Below are 20,098 nucleotides of genomic sequence, written 5' to 3'. Positions count from 1 at the left end.
ACCAGCGGGGATGCCGACATGAATGTCGCGGATATCGTCCAGCACCATGCCGTCGCGCAGCCGGATCACCTTGCCGTGGTCTGCGGCGAGAAACGCGTCACTTATGGTCAGCTTGCCGACCGGGTCGGTCGGCTTGCGAGCGCGCTTGCGGCCTTTGGCGTCTCGCGAGGCACGGCGGTCGGCGTGTTGTCGGTGAACTCCGCAGAACATGTCGAAATCGTCTACGCTCTTGCTGAGCTCGGGGCCACCTGGGTCCCAGTCAATTTCCGTCTCGCGCCGCCCGAGGTCGAGTTCATCGTGCGCGACAGCGGCGCCAGGTTCCTGTTCTACTCGTCGGGGTTCGGCGCGGTTGCGGATCATCTGCGCGACGTCTTCGGCGCCGAGCTGACGCTGTTTCCTCTGGGTGAGAGCGCCGACGGCCGTTACGAAGCGCTCGTGCGTGAGGCACGGCCGTCGGCGAGATCGCTTTTGTTTGCGGACGATCCTTTCGCACTGATGTACACCAGCGGTACCACGGGGCGCCCGAAAGGCGTCCTGTTGACCCACCGCCAATTCCTGAGCGGGACCTATTATTTTCTGGCGGCCCTCGGTGCCAAATCCGATGACCGAAAGCTGCAGGCGATACCGCAATTCCACGCAGGCGGCGCCATTTACCAAATGGCCTATATGCTGGCCGGGGCAACAATCGTCGTGCTGCCGACGTTCGATCCCGCCATGGCGTTGAGGCTCATTCGTGAGGAGGGCGTGACGGCGGCTGGATTCGTTCCCGCGATGCTCAATGCAGTCTGCGAGAATGCAGCCGGCATCGGCGGATCGCTGCCGCACCTTCGCCAGATCATGTATGGCGGATCGTCGATCGCATCGAACGCGCTGCTAAAGGCGATGGGTCTGTTCGCGGTGGATTTCCTTCAGACCTATGGGCAAACCGAGGCGGCTGTGATCGTTACCGTGCTCGATGCCGCGACCCACCGGCGCGCCCGTGTCAGCGGGAATGAAGATCTGCTGCGGTCCTGCGGCCGGCCGCTGCTCGGATACGATGTCGCCCTTCTCGGTCAGAACGGCTTCGACCGGGCCATTGGCGAGTTGTGCGTCCGGTCGAATGCCCTGATGACCGGCTACTGGAACCGGCCTGAAGCCACGGCGAAGACCATCGTCGATGGCTGGTTGCGAACCGGAGATGTCGCGACACGCGATGAAGAGGGGTATTTCTACATTGTCGATCGCAAGGTCGACATGATCGTCTCCGGCGGCGAGAACGTCTATGCGCTCGAGGTCGAAAACGTGCTCGCGCAACATCCCGATGTTGCCGAGGTCGCAGTCGTGGGCGTGCCTGATCCTCGCTGGGGCGAAGCCGTCCTGGCAATTGTCGCACCGCGAGCCAGCCGCACGATCACGCTCGATGGGGTTCGGGCACACTGCCAGGGCAAGCTCGGCGGCTTCAAGATTCCCAAGCGTCTCGAAATCATCGATGCGCTACCGCGCAATGGCTCCGGCAAGGTTCTCAAACACGTGCTGAGGGGACGCTATTCGGCGTAGGGCAGCGATCGTCATCGTCGACGTGAGCGGTCGCTCATCAAGTCGATGCTGCAACAATGGTGCGGGCCTTCTCGAGCAACTCGAACAACTGATCGTATTCTTCCGCCGACAGGCCGTCACGCAGCGGCTGCTCCGTCGCCATCGCGATCTCGTGCATTTCCTTCATCAGCTTTTCGCCCTGCGCCGTCAGAAACAACGAATTGCGTCGCCGGTCGCTGGAGGATCGGCCGCGGATCGCCAATCCGCGCTTTTCAAGTTCGTCGACGATCATCACGATCGCCGACTTGTCGAGGTTGCCGATCCGCGACAACTCGACCTGCGAATAGCCGGGATTAGCCGATATCAGCACCATCATCGTGAGGGAGCCGGGGCGAAGGCCGTAGGGCACGAAGGCGTCCTCGACGCGCTGGCTCAGCAGGTGATGCAACCGGCGCACGCGGAATCCGAGCCTTTGGCTGTGCAGGCCAAGCTGTAATTCCTCTTCTTTGATGTCCTCGCGCGGCGGCGTTTCCGGCAGTTCAACGGTGCTCAACGTCGTGGTCCGTTCCTTAAGAGGGCGCGTGGCTCGTTATGCCCGCCATCTCGGGCCGCCTCAAGGTCGATAAATGATCTCATTTCAGACGATCTTATTGACAACTAATTTTTTTGAGGCAGAATTGGGCCCAATTCGGACGGTGACAGTCCGAAACTGAGCAAAAGAGCGCGCCGCCCAGCGGCAAGGGAAGGATTCGTAGCGTCATGAATATCGCTGTTTCCGCGCCTACCATCATCCAGAACAAGATCATCTGTCACAATCCGGTAGGCTATCCGCCGAAGATCACCAGCAAGTCGCTGGCGCCCCGGCTCGAAAGCCTCGACGGAAAGACGCTCTATCTGGTCGACAGCCGCTTCGATGACTCCATCGAACTTCTGAAGGAGGTCGCCAACTGGTTTGCCGGCAACATGCCCTCAGTCACGGTCAGGCTCGTCTCGCTTGCCGGCTATTATGGCCGCGACGACCAGGAATTGTGGACCGAGATCAAGGCAAACGGACACGCCGCGATCATCGGCGTCGGCCATTGCAGCACTTGCTCGCCGGCAGTTTCGACCCACGCGGTAACCCTCGAGACCAAATTCGGCATTCCGACGGTCGCGCTTCATACGGCGACCTTCGACAAGGTCGTGCGCTCGGTGACCAGGATGGCCGGCCTGCCCGATGCGGCGACGGTGTTCGTGCCGCAACCGGTGATGGGAAAGAGCGCGACTGAATTACGTTCTTATGTCGAAGGCGAAGATCCCGTGACGGGTCGTCCGGTGATGCGCGAGATCATCGAGGCTCTGACCAGCCATGCGGCGTACCGTCACCCGGTCGAGGCCGACCGATCGACGCCTCGCCTCGTCGAGCCCGCGACCGAAGCCGAGTTGCACGAGATCTTTCTGCGCAATCACTGGACGGACAAGCTGCCGATCGTGCTGCCGACCGAGGAGCGGGTCGCGGCGATGCTCGCCGGCACCAGCCAGCCCGCGGACAAGGTCGTTGGCCGTATGCAGCCGACGCACAATCGTGGCGCGTGGGAATACACCGTCGAGAAAGTCGCCGTGAACGCCGTGATGGCGGGAGCCCGCCCGGAGTATTTTCCGGTGATCCTGGCGCTCGCCGCCTCGCAAGTGACGGCGCGTGGCAGCACATCGAGCTCGGGCTCGGCGATGGCGATCGTCAATGGTCCGATCCGCCACGCAATCGGCATGAATTGCGGCATCGGCGCGATGGGGCCGTACAATCACGCCAACGCGACGATCGGGCGCGCCTACGGGCTGTTGTCGCAAAACCTGCAAGGCGGATCGGTCCCCGGCGACACGTTCATGGGATCGCTCGGCAACGCCTATACCTATAACAGCATCACCTTTGCCGAAAACGAGGAGCGCAGCCCCTGGGAGCCGCTGCATGTGCAGCGCGGCTTCAAGGCGGAAGACAGCGTCGTCAGCGTGTTCTTTGGCTGCCGCTCGACGACTTTCGGTCTCGGCTTGCGCAAGGAATATTGGCGCGAGCACGTGCGCGACATGCTCGTCGCCGTCGATGCCGTGACGGCGCCGGTGCTGCTGCTGGATCCGATCACGGCGCGCCAATTCATCGACCGTGGCGGCTTTGACACCAAGGACAAGCTGATCCGCTTTGTTCACGAGACGGCGCAAATGCCCGCCGGCCGCTACTGGGACATGCAACTCGTGCAGAACTACATCTATCCGAACGCCACGCTCGGCGTCGAGCCGCTGGCGACGCGGCTGAAGGCTGCGCCGGATGCACTGATCCCGATGTTCCTCGAGGAGGAGATCAACGTCGTCGTGGTGGGCGGTGAGACCAACGGCTACTGGCAGATCATGGGCGCAAAGAACCGCGCCACCGTATCGGTCGACGACTGGCGCTGAGCAAACATCCGCAGGCACAAACCGTCATGCAAGACGCAGACGTCGTCGTCATCGGAGCGGGCGTAGCCGGCCTGACCGCAGCCATGATTGCGGCGGGGCATGGCGCAAATACGTTGGTCATCGAACAATCGATGCCGGGCGGCCAGGTTGCGACGATCGAGAGGATCCGAAACTTTCCGGGATATCCGGACGGTGTCGCAGGATATGAGCTCGGTCCTCTGCTGCAGCAGCAGGCGGAGGCGGTCGGCGCTGCCGTTCGGCTCGACCGCGTGTCTGCGCTCATTCCCGGCGACGGCGCCTTTCGCGTGGTTTGCGGCGAAGATGAAGTCGTAGCCCGCGCCGTGATCATGGCCGCCGGGTCGTCACTGCGCCAATTGGGGGTCGCGGGTGAAGCGGAGTTTGCTGGCCGCGGCGTCTCGCACTGCGCGGCCTGCGACGGCCCGCTGTTCACGGGCCAGGCGGTCGCCGTGGTCGGCGGAGGCGATTCGGCAGTCGATGAGGCGCTGGTGCTCGCGGGCCATGCGTCCGAGCTTACGCTTGTTCACCGCGGACGATCGCCGTCCGCTCGTTCCCCCGCGGTCGCACAACTCGCAGCGCTGCCCCACGTCAGCATAGTCAGCGACGCAGACGTCGTTGCGATCGAAGGCGATCGGCAGGTGAGGGTGATCGTCATCCGTCGCGGCGAGCAGATCGAACGCAAACCGTGCGGCGCAGTGTTCGTCTATCCTGGGCACGAGCCGCGCAGCGCCTTGCTGCGGGACCTCGTTGCGCTCGACAACGACGGCCACATCGAGACCGACCTGATGATGCGGACCTCGCTGCCGGGCCTGTTCGCTGCTGGCGACATTCGAAGCCGTTCCGTGCGCCTGCTTGCGTCGGTCGCCGGCGACGCCGCGACGGCCGCGATCTCGGCAATTCGGTATCTGCAGACCGATCGTGACAAGAACTCGGATTGTTGGCAGGGAGACGATCTTGGCGTTGGAAAGCGAAGTCGTAGCGCATCAGGCCGCTGAGCGGACTTATACGTTACCGGCGTCGTCGCGCGCCTGGTACAGCGTCGTCGTGCTTTCTCTGGTCTCGATGATGTCGAACATCGATCGCGGTATCGTCAACCTGCTGGTCGGACCGATCAAGCGCGATCTGCATCTGTCCGACACCGAGATCAGTCTTCTGATCGGCCTGACCTTTTCGTTCGCCTATGTGCTGTTCAGCTTTCCGTTGTCGCGGCTTGCCGATACCCGAAGCCGCAAGGTGATCCTGACCACGGGTTTGACGCTGTGGAGCCTTGCCACCGTGCTATGCGGCCTCGCTCAGCAGCTCTGGCAGCTGTTCGCGGCACGCGCGCTTGTCGGGGCCGCCGAGTCGGTCAAGGGGCCGTGCTCGATGTCGATGATCGCGGACCTCGTGCCGCACAACAAGCTGCCGCGCGCGTTTGCGATCTTTCAACTCGGCATCACCGGCGGCATGGCCGGCGCGCTCGCGCTTGGCGGGGTTCTGCTCGCTGCCTTTGCCGGCCTGCCGCCCTTGTCGCTACCGGGCGGTATCGTCGTGCGCGACTGGCATCTCGTGCTGCTCGCGACCGGATTGCCAGGGCTGCTGCTCGCGCTCGTGATGTGGGGGACCGTGCACGAGCCGGAGCGGCGCGACCGGAGATCCAACAGCGCAGTGCGGCTGCGTGACGTCGTGCGCTTTCTCCGTCTGAACTGGAAGTTCTACGCGCCGCTGTTTCTCAGCATCGCCATCGCCTCGGTCGAGAGTTACGGATTGCAGGCATGGCGGCCGGCCTTCTTCCAGCGGACCTATGGCTGGGGACCGGAACGGGTCGGCCCGCTGCTCGGCGGTGCCATCCTGATCGCGACGCCGCTCGGGCTGTGTCTCGGCACGCTGCTGGCGGAATATCTCAACAAGCGGCGACCACAGGACGCGCTGGTGGTGTCGTGCCTGCTCGCCTACGGCCTGACCTTGCCGATGTTCGTTGCCATGCCGTTGATGCCGGATCCATGGTTGTCGCTTGCGCTTGGCTTTCTCGGCTTTACCGCCTTGAGCATGACGGCTCCCGGCCAGAACGCGGCAATCCAGATCGTTACGCCGAACGAGATGCGCGGCCAGATCAGCGCGCTCTATCTGTTCGCGATCAGCGTGGTCGGCGGCGGCTTCGGTCCCACCGCGATCGCGCTGATTACCGACAGGTTCTTTCACGACGAGGCCATGCTGCGATACGCGATGGCCGGATTCACCCTCATGGTCGGCCCGGTTATCCTGCTGCTGATCCTGAGCGCAGTGAAACCGTATGCGCTGGCGTATCGGCGCATGCAATCGCGCGGCGGACCAGCATTGGGGCCTTGCCGCGGCCGATGATCAAGAAGGCGAGAAAATCGCCGAACCAAGGGAGGGAGCGATGTTTAGAACGGCACTGACGGCACTTGCGCTGACCCTGTTCGCCGCGGCCGCAGTTCAGGCGCAAGACCTCAAGCCCAGGCCGCTGCGCTTCGGGTGGCAGGCCTCGACGCCGGTTGCGCCGTTCTGGGTCGGCTTCGAGCAGCGGACCTACGAAGCCCAGGGGCTGAAACTGGACCTCCAGAGTTTCAACGACAATGCGCCGGAACTCGAAGCACTGACGGCACGACAGGTCGATCTTGCAGCCGTCGCGCCTGTCCCGACGTTACAGATGACCTCACTCGGCGCACCGCTCAAGGTGATCGCGGCCGTCGAATATGCGTTCACCGACAAGCAGGGAAACCGCTGGTCGGCGGTCAATCTGACCGCTCGCAAGGACACCGGAGTGCAATCACTCAAGGACCTGGCGGGCAAGCGGATCGCGGTGTTCGGCCTGTCGTCGAACTGGTACCTCGCCCTGCGCGACAGGTTCCGCGGAGCCGGCGTGGACCTGAACAGCGTCAAGTTCCTCAGCATGCCGTATACGCAGATGGAGGGCGCGCTGGTTCACAACGAGGTGGATGCCGCCGTCATGACGGCGATCGGCGCCTATCATGTGTCGCAACGCATACCAACCACGCAGTTGATGACCAGCGACGAGATCACGCAAATCGCGATCGATATGTCGCAAGTCATCACCGCGCGCGCCGACTGGCTCAGGGATCACGAGGAGGAGGCCGTGCGGTTCCTGATGGGTATGCTGGCGACGCGGAAATTCATCGAGGACGACGTCACGCAAAATGGTGGCGTGAAGGTCAAGGAAATCATGGCGAAGGCGTTGAAGCTCGATACCGAGACCAATGAGGCCTTCTACAAGCTGCGCATCGCGTCGACCGGCCGCGAACGGGATCTGTTGAACCCTCTCGATCTGCCCAAGGCGACGTTCGTGGCCTACGGCAAGATCCTGACCGAGTCCGGCCAGCTTCGCGGCAAGCCGGTGGTGACCTACGAGCAGATCGTCGACATCAGCTACCTGCGCAAAGCCTATGAGCGGCTCGGCATGAAATGGGACGAGGACAAGGTGGTCAGCCAATGACGAGCGTGGCCGTCACTCACCCCGATGCGACTGCCGTTCACGTTGATGTGCGGCGGATCAGCCAGCGCTTCAGCTCAGGCCGAGGCCGCGACCTACCTGGCGCTCGACCGGGTCGATCTGCAGGCACATCGCGGCGAATTCGTCAGCATCGTCGGCCCTTCGGGCTGCGGCAAGTCGACCTTGCTCTACATCATCGCAGGCCTGCTCCGATCCAGCGACGGTCAGGTGCTGGTAGACGGCAAGCCGATCGTCGGCCCTGACCCGGACCGGGGGCTGGTGCTCCAGAATTCCAGCATCTTTCCGTGGCGGACGGTTGCCGAAAACGTCGCATTCGGTCCGCAGATGCGCGGCGTCGCGGAGAACGAGCGGCGTTCGCTGGTGGCGCGTTATCTCGACATGGTCGGCTTGAGCAAATTCGCAAACTTCTATCCGCGGGAGCTCTCCGGCGGCATGAAGCAACGCATCGCGATCGCCCAGATGCTCGCTTGTGGCCCGAGTGTGTTCCTGATGGACGAGCCGTTCGGCGCGCTGGATTCGCTCTCGCGCGAGGTTCTGCAGGATCAGTTGCTGCAACTGTGGGAGCGCGACCGCAAGACCGTGCTGTTCGTGACCCACAGCATCGATGAGGCGGTGCTGCTCTCGGACCGGATCGTCGTGATGTCGCCACTGCCGGGACGGGGCAAGGAGGTCGTCCAAGTTGATCTGCCACGTCCGCGGCAGGAGACGCGCATGCTGCCGGAATTCGGCAGGCTGCGCGGCCATATCTGGTCGGCCATTCGCAAGGAAACCATGGAGGTGATCGGATGACGATCGTGACGGTATCCGATTCCGCCTCGCGTGCTGAAGGCGAGGGGCCGGGTGCGCCGGGGTCGCCCGCCGGCGAGCTTCGCCGGATCAAGATTGCGGCGGTCCTCCGCTACTATCCCGTGTTCCTGATCTTCCTGATCTGGGAAATCCTGTCGCGCCTCGATCTGCTCGATCCGATGTTCATGCCGCCGCTCGAGGATGTCGCCAGGACTTTCTACCAGGAGGTCTTCGTCACGCATGAGCTCCTGCATCACATCGGGGTCAGCTTCATGCGGGCCGGTGCCGGGCTCGGCCTGGCCGCGGTCGCCGGCATCGGCGCCGGCGTCCTGATGGGGCGCGTCCGCGTCATCGAAAGCTTTCTCGACCCGCTGATCTCGGCGCTGTTTCCGACACCCAAGCTCGCGCTATTCCCGCTGATGATGATCTTCCTCGGGATCGGCGATGCCTCAAAGATCGGACTGATCTTCCTCGGCTGCTTCTTCCCGATCGTGATCAACACCTATACCGGTGTGAAGAATGTCGACAAGTTCTTCATCTGGAACGCGCTGACCAAGGGCGCCAGCCAGCGCCAATTGATCTGGCATGTTGTCCTGCCGGCCGCGCTGCCCATCGTGTTTGCCGGCCTTCGCGTCGCGACGTCGACGGCGTTCCTGTTGATCGTCGCTTCCGAGCTGATCGCGGCCAATGACGGCCTCGGCTATCTCATCATGTTTGCCGAACGCTCGTTCGATCCCGCGCTGATGTGGAGCGGCATCCTGGTCATCGCAGGCATGGGATTTGCCGTTGACCGGCTGTTGCTCGCGCTGGGTGGGCGCCTGTTCGTCTGGCAGGACAACAACAAATAGCGCAAGAAAAACGGGAGGCTCCAATGACCGTCTCAGCATCCGAATCGACACGTGCAGGTGCGAAAGTCACCGCGATCGGGCTTGAGGTGCAAAGCGCCGGCGGCATGAAGTACCGCAGGGTCGGCAAATCCGGACTAACTGTATCCGAGATGGGTATCGGCTGCTTTTCCTTCGGCGAGTTCGTCGATGCGAAGGGTGCCGAAGCCGTGGTGCACCACGCGATGGACCGCGGAATCAACTATTTCGACACAGCCGACAGCTACGGCATCGGCACGTCCGAGGAGAGGCTCGGCGCGGCGCTGTCCGGCCGCCGGGAACGCGCGGTGATCGCCACCAAGTTCAGCAACCGGATGGATCACGGTCCAAACGATATCGGGACGTCGCGGCTTCACATCGTGCGGGCCTGCGAAGCAAGCCTGCGGCGGCTCAAGACCGACTACATCGATCTTTACCAGGTGCACTGGCCGGACCGCCGCACACCGATCGAGGAGACGCTCGGCGCGCTGGACGATCTGGTCCATGCCGGAAAGGTGCGGTATCTCGGCGTCGCCAATTTCTTCGAATGGGAAATCTGCGAGGCGTTGTGGATCGCCGAGAAACACAATCTTCAGAAGTTCATCTCGACGCAGGATCACTACAGCCTGCTCTACCGCGACATCGAGAAGCGCATGGTGCCGTTCTGCGTCAAATACGGCATCGGCATGAACTCGTACTTTCCGTTGGCAGGAGGGTTGCTGACCGGCATGTACCGGCGAGATGCGCCGGCCGTTCCCGGCACGCGTGCCGCCGCGAGCCCGAGCTACGCGGCATGGAACAGCCGACGCAACTGGGACGTCCAGGAAAAGCTCAAGGCGTTCGCCGAATCGAGGGGGTGGACGCTGCCACAGATGTCGCTGGCTTGGCTGTTGTCGCGCCCGGCGATGTCGACGATCATCGCCGGAGCGGACAAACCCGAACACATTTCCCAGAACTTCGGGGCACTGGAGATCGAGTTTACGCCCGAGGATCTGACCGAGATCGACCGCTTGACGTTAGTGGATGAGGATCGCAGTGTGGCGCCGGTCTATCGCAGGCTGCGGCCCGAGAAAGTCCACGAATTCGAGCCGATGCAGGTCGCAAATGCGCGCGGCCTGGCTACGCGTTAGCGTTTCCCGTGGCGATGCAACAACTCCGGCAGGCGAGAGGCAATTCTACTTGATCAGCGGACACTCGCTTTCGGAAAGCGGCCGGAATGCCTGGTCACCCGGAATGGTCGCCAGCACCTTGTAGTAGTCGTAGGGGAATTTGGATTCTGATGGGTGACTTGACCTGCACAAGCAGCATGTCATGGACCATCCGCCCATCGGCGCGAACAATCCCGCCTTTGACGAAGAAATCGTCCACCGGTGTTGCGCGCATCCTGGCCAGCACCGTCGAGGTGTCGGACGTGCCCGCCGCTTTTACCGCCTTGAGATAGTGCGCGATCGAAGAATAGACGCCGGCATGGGTCATCGTCGGCATCGCCTTCCGCCTTTCGAAGAAGCGCTTCGCGAAGGCTCGCGTGTCGTCGTTCTGATCCCAATAGAAGCCCTCAATGTAGGTCAGGCCCTGGGTCGCCTGCAGGCCCATGCTGTGGATATCGGAAATGTAGACCAGCGGCGTTACGATGATGTGGTCCTTGTTGAGACCGAATTCCGCGGCCTGCTTGACCGAATTGATCGTATCCGCGCCGGCATTGGCTAATGCGATCACCCGCGCGTTCGAGGCCTGAGCCTGCAGCAAAAACGAGCTGAAATCGGCATTGTTCAGTGGATGCCGCACGCTGCCAACCACCGTGCCGCCAGACGCGGCGAGCGCCTTTGCGGCTTCGGCCTGCAGGGAAATTCCGAGCGCATAGTCGACAGTAACGAAGAACCAGCTCTTCTCGCCTTTGGCAGCGAGCGCTTTGACGAGACCCGCTGCATTGGAATAGGCGTCATAGACCCACTGAATGCCGTTCGGCGAGCATTGTTTGCCGGTCAGTTCGGTCGTAGCCGCGGTCGCGTAGAGGGCGATCTTGTTCTTTTCCCTGACAATCTGCTGCACGGCGAGCGCGACCGCGGAATTCGGCATGTCGACGATGACATCGACGCCATCGACGTCGATCCAGCGCCGGACGATCGCGGTCGCGATATCGGTCTTGTGCTGGTGATCGGCAAAGACGAGCTCGATCGGACGTCCGCTGACACTGCCGCCCGCGTCCTCGATCGCCATGCGCGCTGCTTGGACCGATCCGGGACCGGCCTGGTCGGCATAGGGGCCGGACATGTCGCTCAGCACGCCGATCTTGATCGGTTTGTCCGGATCTGCACGAGCTGTCGAGACCAATCCAAGGAGGAGCGCGGCGAAGAGGGCGAGCACGTTGTGACGCATTGTCAGAGCCTTCTCTCACAGCTGGCGCAAATGGATTGGCCGATCCTTTGTTACGAACTCAGTCCGACCACGGCCTCGATCTCGACTTTCATCTCGGGCAACGCGAGCCGGCTCACCTCGATCAGCGTGCTCGCCGGGCGGCTTTGGCCGAAGAACTCCTGCCGTACCGGGTTGATCGCAGCCCGATCATTGATATCGGTCAGAAACACCGTCACCTTGAGCACGTCGGAGAAGGTCGCTCCTGCCGCGTCCAGTACCTTGCCGAGATTGGTCAGGATCTGGCGGGTCTGCGCGGCGCTGTCGGTGCCGCCGACAAGCTTGCCGTCTCCGTCATGCGCGGTTAGCCCGGAGACGAACAGAATGTCACCGTGCCTGACGGCGTCGGTGTAGTGGCTGAGCGGCGCGGGTAGCCCCTCGATGCGAAATTCTTGGCGCTCCGGCGAACGTGTCTTGTCCATACACTGGCCTCCGATTGAGAAGGGTTATGGCTGGCGCGCAGCCGGCCAATGTCGTCATGGCTCAGATCGCGGCGATGGTCTGCACCTCGACAAGGAACGGCTCCTGCACCAGTCGGTCGACGATCAGAAGTGTGTTTGGCGGATATTTGCCGTCCGGGAACATCTTCGGGAATTCTCGCAGGCGGAATTCCATGAACTTCGGGATGTCCTGCGAGTGCACGAGATAGGTCGTGAACTGCACGACATTGCTCCAGGAGGCGCCTGCCGATCTGAGGGCTGCCTCGACGTTCTTGAAGACCTGGGTGGCTTGCCGGTCGAAGTCGCCGGCGCCGATGATGTTGCCGCCGGAATCGCCGGACAGCATGCCGGCGATGAACAGAAACTCGTTGGCCTTCACCCGCGTCACATGGGTGTATTGGCCCATTGGAGGGCCGAGCTCTTCTGGGTTGTAAATGTTGATGTCCGCCGCCATTGTCGTTCTCCGTCCTTATTGCAAGCGCAGTCAAATCACCGGATTTTCTAGCACGCCGATCCCCGGGACCGTGATGCGGACCGTGTCGCCTGGCTTGAGGTAGCGCGGCGGCTTGAATCCGATGCCGACCCCGACCGGTGTGCCCGTCGCGATGATGTCGCCGGGCACAAGGCTGATTGATCGTCCGATCGTCCTGACAAGGGTTGGAATGTCGAAGATCAGCTCGCGGATCTGCGCCGACTGACGGCGTTCGCCGTTGACGGAGAGCTCGATCCTGAGGTCGGCGAGATTGGCAATCGCATCCCGCGTGACGATCGTCGGCCCCATCGGGGCGAATGTATCGATGCCCTTGCCAAGCACCCACTGCTTGTGGCGCTTCTGCAACTCGCGGGATGTGACGTCATTGAGGATGGTGTAGCCGAATACGAATTCCATCGGATCGTGCGCAGCGGTCACGCGGCCGCCACGGCCGATGACAACAGCGAGCTCGGCTTCATAGTCGACCGAGGCAAAAGGATCGAGCGCGCTGTCGATGCTCGCGCCCGGACCGACCACCGATGAGGGTGGCTTTGTGAAGATGATCGGATAGTCAGGCACCTCGCTGCCGCCGACCGAGCCGGAATCGAAACCGCTGGAGCCGAATTCCACCGCGTGTTCGTGGTAGTTCTTGCCGACGCAAAAGATGTTGCGTCGTGGTTGGGGAATCGGCGCGAGCAGTTCGCGGGTACCGTCAAATGGATGTTCCGGAAGCGATTTGACCGCGGTCCCGATGCGGTCGCGCAGAGCGTCGAATCGGTCGATCAGATCGAGCATCGAACCAGCGATGCCTGCTGCCGTGAGGTCGATGACCGTTGCATCGCCGGGCGTGAGAGCTCCGACGCGATCGGTGCCGTCTTTTCTGAAAGTGATGAGCCTCATTGGGTGCTTCCCACCATGGTGTGTGATCGCGCCTCCTGACGCGACCATCCCGATACGAGGGCAGGGCGGTTGAGCCAGATCGGGAAGCCGCTGTCCGGGGAGGTGTCTTCAACTGCGGCTGCGGGGTGGACGTGACATCCGCAAGGGACGGATTTTCCGCTCGGAGCCCCTCGCAAGTTCGGTCGCATGTTGACTTTTCCCTTCGCGCCACGCCACAACGGCATACGACGAGCAAAGCATTTTTGAATACAATATTCAAGATCGAGAGAGGGGCTAATGCCGAAGGTCGCACTCCAGGAAGCACTCCCGTCGGTGTCGGAGACGCTCTATGGCCGGCTCCGCGAGGGAATCCTGACGGGTGTCTTTCCGCCCGGCGTGGTGCTGCGCCAGGAGGAATTGGCGCAAAGGCTTGGCGCCAGCCGTGTTCCCTTGCGTGAGGCGATGACACGGCTCGAGGTCGAAGGCCTCGTCGTGCTGCGGCCTCGTCGCGGCTATGCCGTACTCTCGCTCGACCGCTCCGAAATCCAGGAGATCTTCGAACTTCGCGCCGCGGTCGAGGAACATCTCGCTGGCGTCGCTGCGAAGACGCGAACCGATGAGGATGTTCTGGCGGTGTCGCAGGCGCTCGCACGGATGGAGAGAATTTCCGCTCGCTCGCCGAGCCGGACCGACAAATGGCTCGATGCGAACTCCGAGTTTCACACCCTGCTGCTGTCGTCAGCGCATCGCCGCCATGCCAGCCGCTTTGCCTCGATGCTGCGTGACCAGGTCGAGCCTTATATCCGCGTCGAGATCAACCTGACCAAGGATGTGGACGAGGCGGAAATCGAGCACCGCGCGATGTTCGACGCCCTGCAGGCAGGCGATGCTGCGCGATTGCGCAAGCTGTGCCGGCAGCACTGTGAGAACACCGCCACGCGCCTGATCAGGGCTATCTGAAGAAATCGCGCGCCAGCGCAACCAGTTTTCCCGGGTGCTCGAGCGCCGGTGAGTGCCCGCAGCGGGCAAACAGCGAGACGTCCGCCTGCGGCATGAACTCGGCGAGGCGGGACGTGGTGGCCTGCCAGGGAATGGGCAGATCATTGCGTCCATGCACCATGCAAATGCGCGCGCTGATGTCGCGCAGCAGGCGGCCATCAAGTGCCGCGGCATCGATGTAGCGCTGCTTGTCGCCCTCGAACATGGCCGCGAAATAATCGCCATAATCACCTTTGTGCAGCACCTCGACGCGGCCATTGACATAGGCGTCGGTGATGACCTCCTCGTCGAATATCAGCGACCGCGCTGCCTGTCTGATTGCGTCTCGTGTCGCGGGAAAAGACCACGTCCTGACCAGGTGCTCGTTGAGCGGGAAGACGGTGCCCATCGTGCCCGTGGTCATCAGATGCGAAACGCGCCGATCATGAGCGGCAAGCCACAGGCCGATCGAGCCGGCCAGCGAATGGCCGAGCACGCCCACCAGGCCATTGTCGAACAGTCCGAGCGCGTGGGCCGCCTGGCGGCGCCAAAGATCGAGATCGAAATAGGGCGGCGCCGGCTTGCGGCCGCTCTGCCCAAACCCGATGAGGTCGACGGCGATGACGTGGAAATGCTGTTCCAGTATCGGCAACACCAGCCGCCAGTTGCCTGCAGTGGACGCGCCCGGACCCGAACCGTGGATCAGCAGCAGCGGGAAGCCGCTGCCACCTTCCCAATAAGCGACTGGGATGCCTTCAAACGTCGTTTCGCGCTGGATTGCCATGGCTGGTCACTCGTGATGTGGCGGGGCTTTGCTCACGTCTGTCCCCATCAGGTTGGTGTTGTTTCTGTCAGTTCCTGAAGCGGGTCCCGCCCGGAATGGCGGCGAGCAGTTGTTGGGTGTATTGATGCTTGGGGCTTGTAAACAGCGTCGCCGTCGGGCCGCTCTCAACGATGCGCCCGCGCTGCAGGACGATGACGCGGTCGCAAATCTGGGCTGCGACACGCAAGTCGTGCGTGACGAAGAGAATGGCGAGGCCAAGCTGGTCCTGGACACGTTTGATCAAGGCCAGGATCTGCTCCTGCACCGAAACGTCGAGCGCCGATACCGCCTCGTCCGCGACCAGTACATCGGGCTCGAGCGCCAACGCGCGCGCAAGTCCGATACGCTGGCGTTGACCACCCGAGAATTCATGGGGATAGCGGTCAATCGCGCCGGCTGAGAGGCCCACGAGCTCGAGCAACTCTCTGGCGCGCCGCGTCGCTTCATCGAATCTAGTGCCATGCGCAAGCGGCCCGTCGGCGATGATCCGCCCGATGGTCTGGCGGGGGTTGAGCGAGGCGTAGGGGTCCTGAAACACCATCTGGATGCGGCTGCGTTGCGTGCGAAGCTCGGCAGGCTTCAGATCGCTCAGCGCCACTCCGTTGAGCAGGACGCGGCCGCGATCGGGCTCGATCAGGCGGATGCAGCAGCGGCCGATCGTGGATTTGCCCGAGCCGGATTCCCCGACCAGGCCGAGCGTTTCGCCGCGTGTCAGCACAAAGGATATGTCATCGGCGGCCGCCACAGTACGGGAGGACTGGAACAGGCCGCGCTTACGATACGTCTTGCCGAGATTCTCGACCACCAGAACTGGCGCGCGGGTGGGCGCTGCGGCGCGCGCAGGCGGTCGCAGCGACGGCACGGCCGCGATCAGCCGCTGCGTATACTGATGTTGCGGCTGATTGAGGACCGCGTCTGCGCTGCCCTGTTCGACCAGCATCCCCTGCTGCAGCACGACGATGCGATCGGCGATGTCGGCGACCACCCCGAAATCATGGGTGATGAAGAGCACCGCCGTGCCGCGTTTGCGGCGCAGCTCGGCGATCAGCTTGAGGATCTGCGCTTGCGTCGTGACATCGAGCGCGGTGGTCGGCTCGTCCGCGATCAGAAGCCGCGGTTCGAGTGCCAGCGCCATCGCGATCATGACGCGCTGGCGTTGACCGCCGGACAGTTCGTGCGGATAGGCCCGGGCGATCTGGGCGGGGTCGGGCAGGCCGACCTCAGTGAGAAGCTCGATCACGCGCGCACGGCGATGCGACGGATCCAGCAAGCCGTGCGCCTCGAATGTTTCCTCGATCTGCCGTCCGATCGGCATGATCGGGTTGAGCGAGGTCATCGGCTCCTGGAAGATCATCCCGATCTTGCGGCCGCGGACATCTCGCATCGATCGCTCGTCAAGCGACAGCAGATCGCACCCCTCGATCGTGATGCTGCCCCCGGCGGGCTTCACCGCCTTGGGCAGCAAGCCCATCACGGCATGGGCCAGCATCGACTTGCCGGAGCCGGACTCGCCGACGACGCACACGGTTTCGCCCGGCGCGATCGACAGCGAGACGTTATCGATCGCATGGGTGCGATCGGCGTAAGCAGGCAGCGACAGTGTCAGTCGCTCGATGGAGAGCAGCGGCGGGGTCAAGATCGTTCTCGCGCGAGCCGCGGATTGAGCGCGTCATTGAGGCCTTCGCCGGCGAGATTGAGCGCCAGCACGGTCAGGAAGATGGCTACGCCGGGAAAGAAGCTGATCCACCAGGCATCGAGCAATCGGGCGCGTCCGGCGCCGATCATGTAGCCCCAGCTCATACGGTTGGGGTCGCCAAGCCCGAGGAACGAGAGTGCGGATTCGAGCAGCACGGCGGACGCGATCATCAGTGAACCCATCACGACGATCGGCGCGACAGCGTTGGGCAGGATCTGGCTGAATATGATGCGCGGCGTGGTCTGGCCAAGCGTCACGGCGGCAAGCACATATTCGCGGGTCTTCAGCGACAGGACCTCCCCGCGCACCAGCCGCGCCACCGGCGGCCAGGAAACGAGACCGATCGCAAGCACGATCGAGCCGAGTGTCGGCTGAAGAATCGCCACGAGGACGATCGCGAGCGCAAAGCTCGGAATCGTCTGAAAGAACTCGGTGAAGCGCATCAGGATATCATCGACAATGCCGCCGGCATAGCCGGCGAAGGCCCCGAGCGGAACGCCGATCAGAAGCGCTACCAGCGTCGACACCACACCGATCGTCAGCGACACGCCGGCGCCATGGACCAGGCCAGCGGCGATGTCGCGGCCGAGCGTATCAGTGCCGAGCGGCAAGCGTTCGATCGTGAACGGCGCCAGGAACGGCCGGCCTACCACGCGCCAGGGCGACTGCGGATAGAGGTAGGGGCCGACGATCGCGAAGGCGATCAGGACGAAGAGAAGCAGGATCCCGATCACCGCGCCGCGGTTCTGCGCGAAGCGACTGACAAAGCTCATCTAGGCTGCCTCGATGCGCGGATCCGCGATCCGGTAAAGGATGTCGGTGATGATGTTGAACAGCACCACCATTGCCGAAGATACGAAGAACACGCCGAGCAGCACGGCATAGTCGCGCTGCACCAGCGCGTCGAACATCAACCGGCCCATTCCCGGCCAGGCAAAAACCGTTTCCGTCAGCACCGCGCCGCCGACCAGCTGGCCCGCCTGAAGCCCTGCCAGTGTCACTACCGGAAGCACGGCGTTGCGTGCGATGTGGCGGCGCAGGATCACGAACGGTGCGAGCCCCTTGGCGCGCGCCGTCTTGACGAAGTCGGCGCCGGCGATCTCCAGCATCGAGGCGCGCATCATCCGGGCGTAGAGGGCAGTGAAGAACAGGCCGAGGGTTAACGCCGGCAAGATGAGATGCGTGCCAATGTCGGCGACCCGCGCAACGCCGGTATAGCCCGCGCCAATCGTCTCGTAACCGACATTGGGCAACAGGCCGAGCTTGAGCGAGAACACGATCTGGCTCATCAGCGCGACCCAGAATAGCGGTGTCGCATAGAAAACCAGCGCCAGCGTCGTGATGGCGCTATCCGTCCAACTGCCGACGCGGCGTGCCGCCAGCATGCCCATTATCACACCCGATATCAGCGAGATTGTGAACGCGGCCCCGGTGAGCAGCAACGTCGCGCTCAAACGCTCGAGCACAAGAGTCAGAACCGGTTGCTGCTGACGGTAACTGAAACCGAGGTCAAGGGTCGCGTAGCCCTTCAGATAGATCCAAAGCTGGTGCGTCAGGGGCTGGTCGAGGCCGAAGCGCTCCCGAAGCTGCCGCAGCACCTCCTCATCGGCGGCGCCCGACTGGCCGGCAAGCACTGTCGCCGGATCACCGGGGGCCGCATGAATCAAAAAGAAGTTCAGGATCGCGATCGCAAACAGCACCATGCAGCCCTTGATGAGCCGCAGGCCCAGGAACTTCAGGAGTTCGTTGTAGCGGCCCACGAACACCTCAGTCCCTTCGCGCGTCGCGGAATCCGTCATCGACGCCGACCGCGGTCGTCACCAGATCCTTGATGTCACAGCGGTAGATCGTCGGGCTTTCCAGTTCCAGGAGCCACAGGATCGGCACGTCGTCGACGATGAGCTGCTGCACCTTGGTATAAAGCTTCTGGCGCTCGTCGTCGGTCGGCGCCACGGCGGCATCAGCGAACAGCTTGTCGACGTCCGGATTGGAGTAACCCGTGACATTGGCGAAGGGGTTGCCCTTGACGATGTTGCTTGTGATGTAGTTGCGGGCCACGCCGATCGCGGGGTCGCCGAGCTGATAAACGAAGTTGAAAGCGAGGTCGTAGTCCCAGTTCGAGAGCTTCTGGGTCCAGCCGGGAACATCGGTTGCCTCGATCTCGACGTTGACACCGGCATCGAGCAGGTTCTGCTTTACAGCCTCCGCCCAGCGATTCCAGATTTCCCCATAGGGAATGCCGAGCAGCTTCAGTCTCTCGCCTTTGTAGCCGGAGGCCTTGATCAGCTGCTTTGCCTTGTCGGGATCGTAGCGATATTTGGCGACGTCCGAGGAATAGAACCGCGTTTTCGAGGAGATCGGGCCGGTCGGAAGCTTGCCGATGCCGTCCCACACCGTATCCCTGCCGAACTCGCGGTCGATGGCATACATCAAACCCTGGCGGAACTGCTTGTTGGCAAGGATACCGTTGCGCACGTTGATTGCGACCCAGGCGATGGGTGCGAACATTTCCCAGCCCTTGGTGGTCGTGCAGGTGTTCGGCAGTTTTGACAGCCGTTTCACGTCGTAGATGTCGACTGCGCCGCCGGGCAACACGTCGACCTTGCCAGTCTCATAGGCCACCGCCCGCGCCGCCGCATCCGGGATGATCTCCCAATAGATGTCGTCGAAATACGGCTTTCCTTTCAGCCAGTATTGCTTGTTCCTGACGAGATGGATGAAGGATCCCTTCTTCCATTCCTTGAAGACGTACGGGCCGGTGCCGATCGGGGTGTTGTTGGCCGGATTGGCGCGGTAGTCGGTGCCATCGTAGATGTGCTTCGGCACGATCGGTGTCGACGACACCTCAAGCACCAGCGGAAGCGGGGAGAATGGCTGCTTCAGCTGGATTGCCACGGTGAGATCATCGATCTTCTCAATCTTGGCGACCTGGGTATTGGCCACTGGCCGCCAGCGCGGGCTGACGTCGCGCAGGAACTTGTCGAGCGTGAAAACAACATCGTCAGCGGTGAACGGCTTGCCGTCGTGCCAGACGACGCCCTCCTGGAGGTGGAACGTGTAGGTCGTCTTGTCCGCCGAGGCGCTCCAGCTTTTGGCCAGGGACGGTTGCGGGTTGAACGTCTCATCGAAGCGCAACAATGACTCGTAGATGTTGCCCGCGACCATGTTCGTGGGGGTGTTCTGGCTCAGCCCCTGCATCAGGATCGGCGGCTCTGGCTGGATTATGAGGTGAACGGCCTTGTTGCCTGCCGGGGTCTGTGCCGCTGCCGGCAATGTCGTGACTGCTGGCAGCAGCAAGACAATTGCCATCGTGAACC

18 protein-coding genes and 1 pseudogene are annotated in these 20,098 nt (G+C 62.7%); 9 read left to right on the top strand and 10 right to left on the bottom strand.

The window, feature by feature from the left end:
* The first annotated feature begins 18 nt into the window (after positions 1–18).
* The gene (locus tag ACVIGA_RS08840; protein WP_456666083.1) at positions 19–1,536 is read left to right on the top strand and encodes a long-chain-fatty-acid--CoA ligase; all 1,518 of its coding nucleotides are present in this window, start codon (positions 19–21) and stop codon (positions 1,534–1,536) included.
* A gap of 37 nt (positions 1,537–1,573) precedes the next feature.
* Here the strand turns inward: ACVIGA_RS08840 and ACVIGA_RS08835 are convergent, their stop codons facing one another.
* A complete protein-coding gene (locus ACVIGA_RS08835; RefSeq protein ID WP_456666082.1) occupies positions 1,574–2,068 on the bottom strand; it encodes a MarR family winged helix-turn-helix transcriptional regulator in 495 nt (164 codons plus the stop codon).
* A 206-nt stretch (positions 2,069–2,274) separates the two neighbouring features.
* Here ACVIGA_RS08835 and ACVIGA_RS08830 point away from each other — a divergent pair, with 206 nt between their 5' ends.
* Genes ACVIGA_RS08830 through ACVIGA_RS08800 form a run of 7 tightly spaced genes read left to right on the top strand, consistent with a single transcriptional unit; the run spans position 2,275 to position 10,211 of the window.
* Positions 2,275–3,942, top strand: a complete 1,668-nt coding sequence (locus tag ACVIGA_RS08830) for a UGSC family (seleno)protein (RefSeq protein WP_456666081.1) — start codon at positions 2,275–2,277, stop codon at positions 3,940–3,942.
* 26 nt (positions 3,943–3,968) lie between these two features.
* Complete coding sequence (locus tag ACVIGA_RS08825; RefSeq protein WP_456666080.1) at positions 3,969–4,955, top strand: NAD(P)/FAD-dependent oxidoreductase; 987 nt, start codon at positions 3,969–3,971, stop codon at positions 4,953–4,955.
* Complete coding sequence (locus ACVIGA_RS08820) at positions 4,915–6,300, top strand: spinster family MFS transporter (RefSeq protein WP_456666079.1); 1,386 nt, start codon at positions 4,915–4,917, stop codon at positions 6,298–6,300. The genes ACVIGA_RS08825 and ACVIGA_RS08820 overlap by 41 nt, the downstream gene beginning before the upstream one ends.
* A 40-nt stretch (positions 6,301–6,340) precedes the next feature.
* Positions 6,341–7,414 (top strand): ABC transporter substrate-binding protein, encoded by a 1,074-nt coding sequence (locus ACVIGA_RS08815; RefSeq protein ID WP_456666078.1) that lies wholly within the window; start codon positions 6,341–6,343, stop codon positions 7,412–7,414.
* 24 nt (positions 7,415–7,438) lie between these two features.
* Entirely contained in the window at positions 7,439–8,221 is a 783-nt protein-coding gene (locus tag ACVIGA_RS08810; protein ID WP_456666077.1) for an ABC transporter ATP-binding protein, read from the top strand.
* A complete protein-coding gene (locus tag ACVIGA_RS08805; protein ID WP_456666076.1) occupies positions 8,218–9,066 on the top strand; it encodes an ABC transporter permease in 849 nt (282 codons plus the stop codon). Before ACVIGA_RS08810 ends, ACVIGA_RS08805 begins: the two co-directional genes overlap by 4 nt.
* A 23-nt stretch (positions 9,067–9,089) precedes the next feature.
* A complete protein-coding gene (locus tag ACVIGA_RS08800; protein ID WP_456666075.1) occupies positions 9,090–10,211 on the top strand; it encodes an aldo/keto reductase in 1,122 nt (373 codons plus the stop codon).
* 45 nt (positions 10,212–10,256) lie between these two features.
* Here ACVIGA_RS08800 and ACVIGA_RS08795 read toward each other — a convergent pair.
* The 4 genes and pseudogenes from ACVIGA_RS08795 to ACVIGA_RS08780 all read right to left on the bottom strand — a co-directional run bounded on the left by ACVIGA_RS08795 (position 10,257) and on the right by ACVIGA_RS08780 (position 13,305).
* A pseudogene (locus ACVIGA_RS08795) lies at positions 10,257–11,457 on the bottom strand (ABC transporter substrate-binding protein).
* Between the two features lie 50 nt (positions 11,458–11,507).
* Positions 11,508–11,915, bottom strand: coding sequence for a RidA family protein (locus ACVIGA_RS08790; protein WP_456666074.1), 408 nt, complete (start codon positions 11,913–11,915; stop codon positions 11,508–11,510).
* A 61-nt stretch (positions 11,916–11,976) separates the two neighbouring features.
* Complete coding sequence (locus tag ACVIGA_RS08785) at positions 11,977–12,387, bottom strand: RidA family protein (RefSeq protein ID WP_456666073.1); 411 nt, start codon at positions 12,385–12,387, stop codon at positions 11,977–11,979.
* A gap of 30 nt (positions 12,388–12,417) precedes the next feature.
* Positions 12,418–13,305 (bottom strand): fumarylacetoacetate hydrolase family protein, encoded by an 888-nt coding sequence (locus ACVIGA_RS08780; RefSeq protein WP_456666072.1) that lies wholly within the window; start codon positions 13,303–13,305, stop codon positions 12,418–12,420.
* A gap of 276 nt (positions 13,306–13,581) precedes the next feature.
* Here ACVIGA_RS08780 and ACVIGA_RS08775 point away from each other — a divergent pair, with 276 nt between their 5' ends.
* Positions 13,582–14,244 (top strand): GntR family transcriptional regulator, encoded by a 663-nt coding sequence (locus ACVIGA_RS08775; RefSeq protein WP_456666071.1) that lies wholly within the window; start codon positions 13,582–13,584, stop codon positions 14,242–14,244.
* Here ACVIGA_RS08775 and ACVIGA_RS08770 read toward each other — a convergent pair.
* The 5 genes from ACVIGA_RS08770 to ACVIGA_RS08750 all read right to left on the bottom strand — a co-directional run bounded on the left by ACVIGA_RS08770 (position 14,237) and on the right by ACVIGA_RS08750 (position 20,090).
* The gene (locus ACVIGA_RS08770) at positions 14,237–15,046 is read right to left on the bottom strand and encodes an alpha/beta fold hydrolase (RefSeq protein WP_456666070.1); all 810 of its coding nucleotides are present in this window, start codon (positions 15,044–15,046) and stop codon (positions 14,237–14,239) included. The two genes, ACVIGA_RS08775 and ACVIGA_RS08770, sit on opposite strands and share 8 nt — an antisense overlap.
* 67 nt (positions 15,047–15,113) lie before the next feature.
* On the bottom strand, positions 15,114–16,721 hold the full coding sequence (locus tag ACVIGA_RS08765) for an ABC transporter ATP-binding protein (protein ID WP_456666069.1): 1,608 nt from the start codon (positions 16,719–16,721) through the stop codon (positions 15,114–15,116).
* On the bottom strand, positions 16,718–17,554 hold the full coding sequence (locus ACVIGA_RS08760) for an ABC transporter permease (protein ID WP_456666068.1): 837 nt from the start codon (positions 17,552–17,554) through the stop codon (positions 16,718–16,720). Before ACVIGA_RS08760 ends, ACVIGA_RS08765 begins: the two co-directional genes overlap by 4 nt.
* Positions 17,555–18,580: an ABC transporter permease gene (locus tag ACVIGA_RS08755; protein WP_456666067.1), complete on the bottom strand. Its 1,026-nt coding sequence runs from the start codon at positions 18,578–18,580 to the stop codon at positions 17,555–17,557. It abuts the gene before it with no gap.
* A complete protein-coding gene (locus ACVIGA_RS08750) occupies positions 18,549–20,090 on the bottom strand; it encodes an ABC transporter substrate-binding protein (RefSeq protein ID WP_456666066.1) in 1,542 nt (513 codons plus the stop codon). Before ACVIGA_RS08750 ends, ACVIGA_RS08755 begins: the two co-directional genes overlap by 32 nt.
* Positions 20,091–20,098: the final 8 nt, after the last annotated feature.

Source organism: Bradyrhizobium sp. USDA 3240 (assembly GCF_054063295.1).
Note: the sequence above shows the minus strand (reverse complement) of the source record. Positions and strands in the feature narration are given on the sequence as shown.